The organism is Paenibacillus sp. FSL H3-0310 (genome assembly GCF_038002785.1).
In the GTDB taxonomy this organism is placed as follows: domain Bacteria; phylum Bacillota; class Bacilli; order Paenibacillales; family Paenibacillaceae; genus Paenibacillus_AQ; species Paenibacillus_AQ odorifer.
On sequence record NZ_JBBODC010000001.1, the window covers coordinates 4,306,771 to 4,319,324 of the forward strand.

Here is a 12,554-nt window from a genome sequence, read left to right on the forward strand (position 1 = left end):
CTTATATAAGGAGTGATTTTGAATGAACAGAACCTTTTGGAAAGAAGCCGTTGTCTACCAAATCTATCCCCGCAGCTTTCAAGATAGCAATGGTGACGGGATTGGAGATCTGCAGGGAATCATTTCACGTCTGGATTATTTGCAAAAGCTAGGTGTCGACGTAGTTTGGCTGTCACCTGTATATAAATCACCAAATGACGATAACGGTTATGACATCAGCGATTATCAAGATATTATGGATGAGTTCGGCACATTGCAGGATTGGGAAGAATTACTGACTGGATTGCACGCCCGTGGCATAAAACTGATGATGGACCTTGTAATCAATCATTCCTCAGATGAGCATCCTTGGTTCGTAGAATCCCGTTCTTCAAAAGATAATCCATATCGCGATTACTACATTTGGCGTCCGGGTGGACCAGATGGTGAGCGCCCCAACAATTGGAGTTCTGTATTCAGCGGCCCGGCTTGGGAACTGGATGAAACCACTGGTGAATACTATCTGCATCTGTTTTCGCGCAAGCAACCGGATCTCAACTGGGAGAATCCGCAGCTGCGTGAGGAGTTATACAAGATGATCACCTTCTGGCTCGACAAGGGTGTGGATGGTCTACGAATGGATGTAATCAATATGATTTCCAAAGTGGAAGGTCTCCCTTCCTCTCATAGAGACGGCCTTGCTCCCGGGGAACTTGCTTGGGGTGGCGAATATTATATGAATGGACCACGTGTTCATGAGTTTTTACATGAAATGAATGACAAAGTGTTATCCAACTATAACATTATGACTGTCGGCGAAACCCCTGGCGCTACAGTTGAAGATGCCATCCTTTACACGGACGAGGAACGCAAAGAGCTGCAAATGGTATTCCAGTTCGAGCATATGGATGTGGACTCGGGTCCTGACGGCAAATGGGACGTAGCCCCGTGGACGTTGTCGAAGCTGCGCGATATTCTTCATAAATGGCAAGTGGGTCTGGCGGATAAGGGTTGGAATAGTCTTTATCTTAACAATCATGACCAGCCACGTATGGTCTCAAGATTCGGGGATGACGGTAAGTATCGTGTGATCTCTGCCAAAATGCTCGCTACCTTACTGCACACGCTGAAAGGAACGCCCTATATTTATCAAGGCGAAGAAATCGGGATGACTAATGTAAAGTTCACAGCCATTGAACATTATAAAGACATTGAAATCCTCAATATGTATCGCGAAAAGGTTACCGAAGGCGGCGCTGATCCTAACAGCGTGCTAAACGCTATTCATATCAAAGGCCGTGATAATGCGCGCACTCCGATGCAATGGGATGATTCTGCGAATGCCGGCTTTACTGAAGGGGAGCCGTGGCTCAAAGTTAATCCGAACTACAAGGAAATTAACGTGGAGCAGGCCCTGGCGGATTCGGATTCCATCTTCTATTATTACCAAAGGCTGCTTGCTTTGCGCAAAAAAAATCCGATCATGGCTTATGGCGAATACAAGCTACTTTTGCCAGAGCATGAGGATATTTATGCCTATACGCGTACTCTGGATGACGAGAAGTGGCTGGTGCTGCTCAATTTCAATGAGGTTCCACAGACTGTTGATCTTTCCGCAGAGCTAAGTAAGGCTACGGAACTTATTATTGGAAATTACCCTGATGATGCACCCACACGGGAATTATTACGACCTTATGAAGCAAGAGTGTATCGATTGAAAGACTAACTTTGTCTATCTTCCTGAGTTATACTATTTAGGATGATTTTTTATGAGATTATCCTTCTGCCTGCTACCTGTCATTAGAGAGCACGGAATAACAGGATTTTGCAAATGCAGCCTGATAGTATGAACTTAAAGGGAGATGACGGACTTGGAATGGCTTATCCGCATGAAAGAAGCTTTAGATTATATGGAGAGCAAGATGGAGGAATCTGTGACCATTGAAGAAATCGCCAAGGTTGCTTACTCCTCCCCCTTTCATTTCCAGCGCATGTTCAATATGCTTACCGGAGTATCTATCAAAGACTATATCCGTAAGCGCAGATTAACTCTGGCTGCACAGGAGCTTGCTATTTCTAAAGTTAAAGTGCTGGATGTTGCACTGAAATACGGATATGACTCGCCCGAGTCGTTTGCCAAAGCATTCCGCAAGGCACATGGAATTACTCCTTCTGCTGCGCGGGAGTCAGGGGTACAGCTCAAGGCTTTCCCTAGACTCTCCTTCCATCTATCACTGAAGGGAGATAAAGAAATGGACTACAGAATTGAGAAAAGAGACGCTTTTAATGTTATCGGACTAGTAGAGGAAATGACAACGAAGGATGGGGAGAATCTGCGCCGCATCCCTCAGTTGTGGATAGAGGCTAATGAAAATGGTACGTCAGATAAGCTGATTGAGCTCGGTGAAGATAAGGATTTATTAGGCATCTGCTCTGACATGAACCATGATAAAGAAACCTTCTCCTATTGGATCGCTGTCGAAGCTACTCCAGAGACTGATGCACAGGGCTTTGCTTCTACAACAATCCCAGCTGCAAGTTGGGCTGTGTTCACCTCAGTAGGGCCGATGCCTGATGCGATCCAGCAGGTATGGGCACGCATTTTCCAGGAGTGGTTCCCTTCCACAGGCTACGAGCACACAGGCGGACCTGAGTTTGAGCTATATCTTCCAGGGAGACCAGACGTAGAGGACTATCGTTGTGAGATATGGATCCCTGTTACGAAAAAAGAATAGAACTAAAAAGACTATCGAAATCCCGATAGTCTTTTTTCTTGTGATTGCCTACTATTTCATTTTGAGAATTGGCATAGTCTTGGTATAATAAATAGATTATGTAGTTCTATAATGATTATTGTCATCCGAATTATCGGTGAAGGAGAATTTCATGTCTACTGTAAAAATATTTTCAGACAGCACTTCCGATTTACCTCAAAACTGGAAGGATACTTATGACATCGGCATCGTTCCTCTTTATGTTGTATTTGAAGAAGGTACCTACAAAGATGGTGAAGATATTACACCCGAGGAAGTGTATCGCCGTGTAGCCGCTAGTGGAGTATTGCCGAAAACGGCAGCACCTTCGCCAGCAGATTTCATTGCTGCATTTCAACCCGTGATTAGCAGCGGACAAGATATTGTATATATCAGTCTCTCCTCCTCACTATCCTCTACATATCAGAATGCACTTTTGGCTGCCGGGGAATTTCCTGAGGGACGCGTACAGGTTATAGATTCACAAACCTTGTGCGGAGGCATTGCCCTCCTTGTTATGAAGGCTGTCAGAGCTGCTGAAAAGGGCCACTCTGCCGTAGAGATTGCAGCCATGCTGGAGCACAGCCGCAGCCTTGTGGAAACTGAATTCGTTGTGGATACGCTAGATTACTTATATATGGGTGGACGCTGTTCAGGCATGCAGAACTTCATCGGTAGTCTGCTCAAAATCCGTCCTGTTCTTAGACTGGTAGATGGAAGCATCATACCTACCAGCAAAATCCGTGGCAAAAAAGAAAAAGCTGTTGAACAAATGCTCCAGAACGCTTTGGTTCATGTCGATCGAATGGATAATGAGTTGCTCATCGTGGTCCATACCTTGGCGGAAGAAGATGCGCTCTATCTGGAGGCAGCACTACGAGAGAAAACTCAAGTTAATGAAATAGCAATCCTCCATGCGGGTTGTGTAATTGGCAGCCATTGTGGGCCGCATACTGTAGGTCTCATGTATATGCTTCAGGACTAATAACACACAAATCTCCGGCCATTGCCTCTTAAGCAAATGGACCGGAGATTTGTGTGTAACCCCCCTAGTTTGAAGTTACTTCCAGCTCTATATCTTCTGCTCTGCAAGGCAACATAAAACGAAACGTAGAACCTTGATTCTCTTCACTTTCTACAAAGATCGTCCCACCCATCAGCTCCACAAGCTGCTTGCAAATAGCCAGTCCCAATCCTGTACCTCCATATTTACGGTTTATGGACGGATGCAGCTGTGAGAAAGATTGAAACAATAGATTGAGTTTGTTACCGGCAATTCCTACACCTGTATCCCGCACTGAAAATTCCAACAAAAATTCTTGTTCATCAGATAGTGGAATGTTCTTCACCGATAGGGTCACGCTCCCACGTTCCGTGAATTTCAGCGCATTGCCTACCAGATTCACGACAATCTGCCGCAAGCGGATCGGATCAGCAATGATTATGGTTGGAACGCTAGTATCCATCCACCAACGTAATGCCAGCTTCTTCTCTTCCGCTTTCGGTGCAAATAAATCAATGACGTCTGAGATCATCTCGCGGAGATCAAACTTCTCGGATTGCAGTGACATTTTACCTGCTTCCATTTTGCTGAAATCAAGAATATCATTCAAGATCTGTAATAACGTATAACTACTGCTGCGTAAAATCTCGGCATAACCTCGCTGCTCTTCTCCAAGTTCAGTATCCAACAATAGATCAGCCATTCCGATCATCCCGTTCATCGGCGTCCGAATTTCATGGCTCATCATCATTAAGAAATCAGATTTGGCTTGCGCTGCCTGCTCTGCTGATTCTTTCGCACGAATGATTTCTCGCTCATTCGTAATATCACTGAAGGCAATAACCGCACCTGCGATCAGCCCTTCATCAATAAGAGGTGCTACCCGATAATTAACAAAAAAACTGGTGCCATCCTTACGCCAGAAGATCTCATCATCTTTCTTGCGGATGACTCCATCCTCTATCGTAAGACTAATCTGGCAATCAGGTGTCGAATAACGCGAACCATCACCTTGGATATGATGGATATAATCCATAAGCTTCAGACCCATCAATTCTGTTGGTTGGTAGCCTAACATATCCGCTGCCTCACGGTTAATAAATAGAGCACGCCCCGTTGTATCTAGCACAAAGATTCCCGCGGAGACGGAATTCAGAATGAGGCTCGATTGTTGATCCTTCACAGCTACTATTGAGCTATCTTTGGAGCTTATCTCCACTTCGCCCGTGATAGGTAATTCAGTATCTAAGGTGTCCGCTAATTCATCTAGCCAGTCTTGTAACAGTTCCGCATGTAAAAGAGCGCTTCCGTTAGCCACTTGGGTAATCGCGAATACCCCGGCGATCCCTTCTTCCGTTCTGATGGGTAAAAGTTTAACGCCTACGCAATCCGAGCCTTTTTTGGGATTCTCTAAATCTTGTAGCTCAAAGCTTGAGGAGTTCCCCTGCAGAGCAGCCTCAAAACTAGCAATATTGCCAAGATTTTTTCTCTTTGCTGATATCGGACTTGTATTTTGCAACTTCGCTTCTGCGCTCAAGCCTAGATGAAAAGTTCGGTTGGTTCCTACGCAGCGACCTTGTCTATCCAGAACGAATATCAAATCAGGATGTTGGTCATATAACGATTTATAAGCGCTCTCTTCCGAAAGCAACCGTCTCAGAATGGACGTCCAGTCTTTATCCACAGTTCACATCCCCTCAGGCTCTCTCATCCATTATCATTACCCCTAAACGAGCAATGTTCATCTAAAATTTAAAATATATTTCATATCTATTATATCAAAATTACGGAAATCAGTCGTAGATAAACGTCAAATCCCCCCTTTATAACCCCAATCACGATGCTTTTTCATCGTTACAAAAGGGTTATAAAAGGGGGTAAATTCCGAATCTATTAGGCTATATCTTTATGTTCAATGTTGCGAATAGCCATATAGGCAATACCTGCTCCTAACAATCCAAGTGAGATCGACACCGCCGCTAAATTACCTAAGCGAGCTTGATCAAATCCCCCAGAAATTAAGGAGGTAACTAACACAGCTGAGACGATGGTGGCAGGGACCGATTTTTTCTTCATTCCAAAGTACAATGGGATTAGAGCAATACCCGCTGCGTAAAAAGCGTTTGCGCCTAACTTAATCAGCTCTGAAGTGATTACATGAAGGGTCAGTTCACCCGGAATAAGCCCTGCAAAGGAATTGAATCCTATTAGGATAGCGCCGACTACAATGTCTGCCACGATTATGGCAACAAATGTGAAGGCGAACACTATCAATATTTTCGCAGTCATCAGCTTTTTACGTGAGATAGGATACATGAAGAGAAGAGTAATGGTGTTGTTCTTATACTCATCAATCACCAACTTGCTAATAATAACCGAAGCGAAAATAATATAAGCAGCCTTTACAAAAACGAACACGCCCTCAAACAACTCTTTATAAGAAGCAAATGACGGTTCGCTCTCATTTTGATCAACGAATAAAACCATAATCATAAACGCAAGAATCGCAAGATTGACGATTACTGCACCTGTAAGAAGCGTTTTTAGCTTATTCTTCCGAATCTCCAAAGATATTAATTTAAGCAATGCCTTCACCCCCAATCAATTGCAGAAAATGATCTTCCAGCGTATGTTGTTTTTTGCTGATACTTTCAATTTCCACATCTGCTAGCACTAACGCCTTATTCAGATCACGTTGTGAGATTCCACCGTCATATATTCTAACTGTAATATGGTCCAGCACTTTGAAATTATTAAGCCCAAGCTTATGCTCCAACACATACACTGCTTTATTAATCTCATTCGTAACCACTTCGATATATTCAGTATTTTGGCCACGAATGGAATCCATCGCCACTTCTTCTACCAGAGCACCCTGCCGGATCACACCGATCGTATCAGCAATCTGCTCTATTTCCCCCAGAATATGACTAGATACAAGTAACGTCATTCCATATTCACGGCTAAGCATCCGGAACACTTCACGCATCTCCTTGATTCCCACAGGATCTAGCCCATTAATCGGCTCATCCAAAATGAGCAGCTCAGGTTTCGTCATGAAGGCTCTGGCAATACCCAGACGTTGCTTCATCCCAAGTGAAAATTGCTTCACCGGCTTTTTATCGACACCTGTGAGCTTTACCAGCTCCAGCGCTTCACCAATCGCTTGCGGATCATAATAGCCCATGTACTCTCCGTGCAAAATCAGATTTTCTTTGGCTGTCAATTTATCATAAAACACTGGATATTCAATGATGCAGCCCATCCGCTTCAGCATTTCGTAAGAATGCTCAGTCATTTTTTCATTAAAAAATTCAATTTCTCCACTCGTAGGTTTAACGAGGTTCGTGACCATTTTCATCACGGTAGTTTTGCCAGCACCATTGGGTCCAAGAAACCCGTAAATTTCACCTTGCTTAATATTCATATTCACATTGCTGACGACTTCTTTACCTTGATAGGTTTTCGTTAAATTTCTTGTCCGAAGTATTGTAGTCAATTCCGCGCTCCCCTTTGTTTTCGTCTCGTCTTCCTTAGTTCTTATTGTACACAGCAGAATTTTCTTTTTTATTACTCGTTTCTTACGAAAATCTTAAGCTGCGCACAATTCTATTCCTTAGAAGCGTAATCTGCGAAAAGTAAGGGTAAACACCGTTCTCACATACGGCTGACTAACCAGTGTAATCGTTCCATTCATTTGCTCCGTTAATCTTTTGGTGATCGTCAGACCTAGACCGCTGCCTTGATAAGCCCGATTTCTTGAGTCTTCCAGCGTATACAGACGCTCAAATACTTTATCCTGGTGTACTTCACTGATGCCTTTTCCCCGGTCCCACACCTCTATGTATACTTTGTTCTCATCACTATAGAGCCTTAATCCTAATACGCTCCCAGCGTCGCCATAAGAAATTGCGTTCGACAACAGATTGGACAATATTCGATCAAGAGCCTCTTCATTTCCCATGAAGTAAACAGCCTCATCCGGAATCTCAATCTCCACCTCACTGCCCTTAGCGCTGAGGATATCATAGAAAGAAAGGATGTTGCGTCTGCATACTTCACCTGCCTCAACTCGTGAAAGCGCAATTTCCCGATCCCCAGATTCCAGCTTGGACAAATCAAAAAACTTGTTCATCAGCTGGATCACTTCATGGGCTTTTTGATGAATCATCTTCATCATCCGTTCCCGTTCCCCGGCCGGCAAATGCTCATCCTGTTGAATGGTCTCAATATAACCAAGCACAACCGTTAGCGGAGTCTTAAGATCATGAGAAATATTAGACAGCATATTACGCATGGATTTCTCCAGCCTTACGCGCTCAATGCTTCCTTTATGATTGATATCCAGCAGCCGGTTCAGGTCAATCAGCACGCTCTGCAGCTCCAAATTACCGCTGAACAGCAGCAATCTTTCATGTGAGCCTTCCTCCATAATGCTGCTTAACTTGTCATGCATATATCGCAAATCATTAGAAGCTTTACGCGAATTCTGATATTGCCACACAATGACGGCGAGTAAGAGCACAATGACAACACCTAGCACCGCAATCATTATAGCTGTTCTCCCAGCTTATACCCGATGCCCCATAACGTCTTAATGTATTCGGGATGGGAGGGATCGTCTTCTATTTTTTCACGCAATCTTCTCATATGTACATTAATGACGTTCTCATCCCCGAAATAATCATCCTCCCATACGCTCGCATAAATCTGCGCTTTGGTAAATACTCGGCCCGGATGCGTCACAAACAGCTTAAGAATATGAAATTCCTTCGACGTTAGCTTTACTTCTTCCCCGTTCTTCAACGCAGAGAAGTTATCTAAATCTACAGTCAATCGGCCAATGGAGATCATTTGCTTCACCGGAGCTTGATCTTCCACTTGGATACTGGGAGATGCATAACCTGCACGACGGATCGCTGCCTTCACCCTAGCCGCTAGCTCGATCATAGAAAAGGGCTTCGTAATATAATCATCCGCCCCAAAGCCTAACCCAAGCGCTTTATCTACATCACTGTCTTTAGCGGACATGATCAACACTGGAACCAGACTCCCCGCACGGATAGTCTGAAGAATGTCAGTCCCGCTTCGCTTCGGCAGCATAAGGTCTAACAGCACAAGATCAAATGGACCACCGGTCCGAAATGTTCTCTCTGCTACTTCACCGTCAAATACAGCTTCAATCTCATAACCTTCTTTTACCAAATAAGACCTGACCATTTCACTGATTGCTTCGTCGTCCTCAATCAGCAGCACACGCTGTGGCATGTCCAAACCTCCCCGTAGTCGAAAACCTCTTCGTTAAATTATACCAATTTCCCGGAGCTCTTACTATTTCGGTTTTTATTTCAGCTTTTATTTCAGTTTCATTAAAGGTAGCCCAGGTATTATGGCCTTAACAACTTACAAAATGAGGTGATGCTTCAATGTTGAACAAGAGAAGTAAGCAAGCCTGGAGCTTCAAACGAAAGCTGCTGATCGTGATGATCATTGTCCTCCTGCTTCTCGGCACAGTGATATATAGTCTGGCAGATCGTTACTTAATCGAACATGTCGAAGTCGTAGTTGCGGATGATGCAGCTACAACTAGCAGCTCAGGAGCTACAGCCGTTACAACTGCCGAAGTTAACGCAACCTCTGACGACTGGAATTACTCCAGCGATGATATTCAGATCCAGATCGACCAAGTGCAGACCGGTTCCGGTTCAGACCAGATCACTTATTTTGTCGCTGATATCGTCCTCAAGGAAGCGAGCAGTCTGCGCACTGCTTTTGCCGACAACAGCTTTGGAACAAACATCACTGAGGATACCTCGGACATTGCTTCCGCGAACCATGCGATTTTTGCCATCAATGGTGATTACTATGGCTTCCGCAATGACGGAGTGATAATCCGTAACGGCACGGTGTATCGTGATGATCCTGTGCGGGATGCAATGGCGCTGTTCGATGATGGGACAATGCAAACCTATAACGAGGAAGAGATTTCTTCCTCTGAACTGCTGGCGCAAGGGGCCACCGATACCCTTTCCTTTGGTCCGATTCTGATTCAGGACGGGGAGATTGCCAGTGATTTCAGCAATGTCAAAATCGATACCAACTTCGGCAACCATTCCATCCAGAACGCGAATCCCCGCACCGCAGTTGGTATGATCGCACCAAACCATTATGTGTTTGTCGTAGTTGACGGGCGCAATGAAGGGTACAGCCGTGGGATGACCCTTACTGAGCTAGCTGATGTAATGTCCGACCTTGGCGCCACAGAAGCCTACAATCTGGACGGCGGTGGTTCATCCACTATGTACTTCATGGGACGGGTCGTAAATAATCCGCAGGGCAAAAACAAGGAGCGGGGCGTCAGCGACATTCTTTATATCAAGGAGGGTGCAACATCATGACTATACTGATCCCAGCCTATGAGCCCGATGAACGACTGCTCGATTTGATTTTACAGCTGTATAATTTCCAGCTTGAACCTATTGTTCTTGTGGATGACGGCAGCGGCCCGCACTACCGTGGAATCTTCGATATGGCCGAAGCATTCGGCTGCACTGTCCTAACCCATGAAGTCAACCTCGGAAAAGGACGTGCTCTGAAGACAGGGTTCCAGTATATTCAGGAGGCCGGTCTGCCGGATTATGTAGTCTGCGCGGATAGCGACGGCCAACATCTGCCTTATGATATTAACCGGATCGTTGAATCTCTGCGGAACCAGACTACTCCGGGAATCGTACTCGGCAGCCGCCGGTTCACCGGAACCATTCCTCTGCGCAGCCGCTTCGGCAACTCTGTAACCCGGACGGTCTTTTCCTTAACTACAGGTACTAAGATTTATGATACACAAACTGGGCTGCGCGGCTACCCCCTATCAATGCTTGATTGGCTATGCCAGATTCCCGGCGAACGGTTTGAATATGAAATGAACATGCTGCTGACTGCCCATAAAGAGGGGTACACCATTACGGAAGAGTACATCGATACCGTCTATCTGGACGATAATAAATCATCCCATTTCCGGCCTCTGATGGACTCCTTCCGGATTTATCTGCCGATACTGATGTTCAGCACTTCTTCGCTGCTGTCAGCCCTGCTCGACTTCACACTCTTATTCCTGTTTCAGAGGCTCAGCCATAACCTATTCCTGTCCGTCGCGGCCGCGAGATTGTGCAGCTCTGTTTTCAACTATTCTATGAACCGAAAATATGTCTTCACAGGCGGCAAACGCTCCAAGATTCAGGCATCGCTTCCCAAATATTTTGCGCTGGTGATCCTCGTATTGTTGTTCAACTATGGGCTACTCTATTTCTATAATGAAAAGCTGATTATTCCGCTTGTCGCCGCCAAGCTACTGACCGAGGCTTCAATCTTCCTATTCAGCTATTGGGCGCAACGGAGGTTTGTGTATTGAGGGTTTGGGTACTCTGGGGAAGGTTACGTTCTCTGAACTGCTTATGCTCGTGTGGTTAGCAATCGGTAATTTGTGGAGTACTAATTGGACACTTGTGGAGTACTATGGGTACCTATGGAATACTTTTCGAACACATATGGAGCTTCTATCGGGTACCTATTGGGCACCTATTGGGCACCTATCGGACACAGATGACACTAATCGCAGTATTATTCCACTTTTGGTATGCTAACGGACCCCATTGCCGCTATTGGTAAGAAAGACACCACATATGAGCCTCGTTTTGTGGGATAGCGTCTGTGGGGTCCGAAACCCTGCTCAAAAGGCTGGAAATTTGCAAATAACGTCATCTGAGTCCGAATTCACCGAGAAGGATACCGTTGATAGAATTCGCATACAAAAAAGCTAGTGCTTCCTTCCAATAATGTATGCAAAATCACATTATCTTTGCTCAAAAATTCAGAACGTCATACACTCATCTTCTCCCCCATATATATAAATGGAACAGTCCCGGACGTTGTCGCGGAACCTTTGCAGCCTTGTCAGAATAGGTTGCAGCATAAGCCCAAGCTGGAGGGAGAGAAAGATTCATGCCAAGCGAAGAAATTAATGCGCTAGAGCGGGCCATTGCCGAGATTACGGAAATAGCCACTGGCTTCGGTTTAGATTTTTATCCCATGCGTTATGAAATTTGCCCCGCAGATATTATTTATACATTCGGCGCTTATGGAATGCCTACACGATTTGGACACTGGAGTTTTGGAAAAACCTTTCATAAAATGAAATCCCAATACGATTTCGGACTGAGCAAAATATACGAGCTCGTTATTAACTCCAACCCTTGTTATGCCTTCCTGCTGGATGGAAATTCACTGATTCAGAATAAGCTGATCGTTGCCCATGTGCTAGCGCACTGTGATTTTTTCAAAAATAATATGCGTTTCTCCATGTCCAACCGAGATATGGTCGAGAGTATGTCAGCTACAGCAGATCGGATTGCCGGTTATTCTGTAACCTACGGTACTGATGCTGTGGAGAGCTTCATCGATTCAGTGCTGGCTATCCAGGAGCATATAGACCCCAGTCTGATCCAGCCACGCAAACTGGGCAAAACTCACCTACTGGAAGCTAAGATGAAGGAGCTTAAAGATGCCCCTCCAGGCGGCTCGAAATCATCCAATCCTTATGACGAATTATGGAATTTAGATAAAAGCAATACCGGGCCACAGGAAGCCCCCTCTGGAAACCGTGCTTTCCCCCCTGAGCCAGAAAAAGATATGGTCTGGTTTATCCAGCAATATTCCACTGTTTTGGAGGATTGGCAGCGTGACATTATGACGATGCTCCATGACGAAATGCTCTACTTCTGGCCGCAGATGGAGACGAAGATCATGAACGAAGGCTGGGCTTC

Annotated in this window: 11 protein-coding genes; 6 read left to right on the plus strand and 5 right to left on the minus strand. The window is 45.1% G+C overall.

From position 1 onward, the window contains the following. Positions 1-22 precede the first annotated feature (22 nt). From MHH63_RS19535 to MHH63_RS19545, 3 genes are all read left to right on the plus strand, one after another. Positions 23-1,705, plus strand: coding sequence for a glycoside hydrolase family 13 protein (locus MHH63_RS19535; RefSeq protein ID WP_036684397.1), 1,683 nt, complete (start codon positions 23-25; stop codon positions 1,703-1,705). Positions 1,706-1,850: 145 nt separating this feature from the next. Continuing rightward, on the plus strand, positions 1,851-2,714 hold the full coding sequence (locus MHH63_RS19540) for an AraC family transcriptional regulator (RefSeq protein ID WP_179088144.1): 864 nt from the start codon (positions 1,851-1,853) through the stop codon (positions 2,712-2,714). 151 nt (positions 2,715-2,865) lie between these two features. Then, positions 2,866-3,717 (plus strand): DegV family protein, encoded by an 852-nt coding sequence (locus MHH63_RS19545; protein ID WP_076126458.1) that lies wholly within the window; start codon positions 2,866-2,868, stop codon positions 3,715-3,717. Positions 3,718-3,781: 64 nt separating this feature from the next. Here MHH63_RS19545 and MHH63_RS19550 read toward each other — a convergent pair whose 3' ends face one another. The 5 genes from MHH63_RS19550 to MHH63_RS19570 all read right to left on the minus strand — a co-directional run bounded on the left by MHH63_RS19550 (position 3,782) and on the right by MHH63_RS19570 (position 9,003). Further along, positions 3,782-5,419 (minus strand): ATP-binding protein, encoded by a 1,638-nt coding sequence (locus MHH63_RS19550; RefSeq protein WP_280752675.1) that lies wholly within the window; start codon positions 5,417-5,419, stop codon positions 3,782-3,784. 209 nt (positions 5,420-5,628) lie between these two features. After that, positions 5,629-6,321 (minus strand): ABC transporter permease, encoded by a 693-nt coding sequence (locus MHH63_RS19555; RefSeq protein WP_341171980.1) that lies wholly within the window; start codon positions 6,319-6,321, stop codon positions 5,629-5,631. Further along, positions 6,314-7,234 (minus strand): ABC transporter ATP-binding protein, encoded by a 921-nt coding sequence (locus MHH63_RS19560; RefSeq protein WP_076126453.1) that lies wholly within the window; start codon positions 7,232-7,234, stop codon positions 6,314-6,316. The genes MHH63_RS19555 and MHH63_RS19560 overlap by 8 nt, the downstream gene beginning before the upstream one ends. 117 nt (positions 7,235-7,351) lie before the next feature. Then, the gene (locus MHH63_RS19565) at positions 7,352-8,287 is read right to left on the minus strand and encodes a sensor histidine kinase (protein WP_076301345.1); all 936 of its coding nucleotides are present in this window, start codon (positions 8,285-8,287) and stop codon (positions 7,352-7,354) included. Next, positions 8,287-9,003 (minus strand): response regulator transcription factor, encoded by a 717-nt coding sequence (locus MHH63_RS19570; RefSeq protein WP_036684414.1) that lies wholly within the window; start codon positions 9,001-9,003, stop codon positions 8,287-8,289. The genes MHH63_RS19565 and MHH63_RS19570 overlap by 1 nt, the downstream gene beginning before the upstream one ends. Positions 9,004-9,161: 158 nt before the next feature. Between MHH63_RS19570 and MHH63_RS19575 the strand changes: the two genes are divergently transcribed. From MHH63_RS19575 to MHH63_RS19585, 3 genes are all read left to right on the plus strand, one after another. Then, a complete protein-coding gene (locus MHH63_RS19575; protein WP_076184669.1) occupies positions 9,162-10,133 on the plus strand; it encodes a phosphodiester glycosidase family protein in 972 nt (323 codons plus the stop codon). Then, complete coding sequence (locus MHH63_RS19580) at positions 10,130-11,143, plus strand: bifunctional glycosyltransferase family 2/GtrA family protein (RefSeq protein ID WP_076301347.1); 1,014 nt, start codon at positions 10,130-10,132, stop codon at positions 11,141-11,143. Before MHH63_RS19575 ends, MHH63_RS19580 begins: the two co-directional genes overlap by 4 nt. A 590-nt stretch (positions 11,144-11,733) precedes the next feature. Then, on the plus strand, positions 11,734-12,554 hold an 821-nt coding region (locus MHH63_RS19585), incomplete at its 3' end, for a SpoVR family protein (RefSeq protein WP_341171981.1).

Coding starts and splice junctions, on each gene's coding strand:
- MHH63_RS19535 (WP_036684397.1), top strand. CDS start 23: ATGAACAGAACCTTTTGGAAAGAAGCCGTTGTCTACCAAATCTATCCC.
- MHH63_RS19545 (WP_076126458.1), top strand. CDS start 2,866: ATGTCTACTGTAAAAATATTTTCAGACAGCACTTCCGATTTACCTCAA.
- MHH63_RS19565 (WP_076301345.1), bottom strand. CDS start 8,287: ATGATTGCGGTGCTAGGTGTTGTCATTGTGCTCTTACTCGCCGTCATT.
- MHH63_RS19570 (WP_036684414.1), bottom strand. CDS start 9,003: ATGCCACAGCGTGTGCTGCTGATTGAGGACGACGAAGCAATCAGTGAA.
- MHH63_RS19575 (WP_076184669.1), top strand. CDS start 9,162: ATGTTGAACAAGAGAAGTAAGCAAGCCTGGAGCTTCAAACGAAAGCTG.
- MHH63_RS19580 (WP_076301347.1), top strand. CDS start 10,130: ATGACTATACTGATCCCAGCCTATGAGCCCGATGAACGACTGCTCGAT.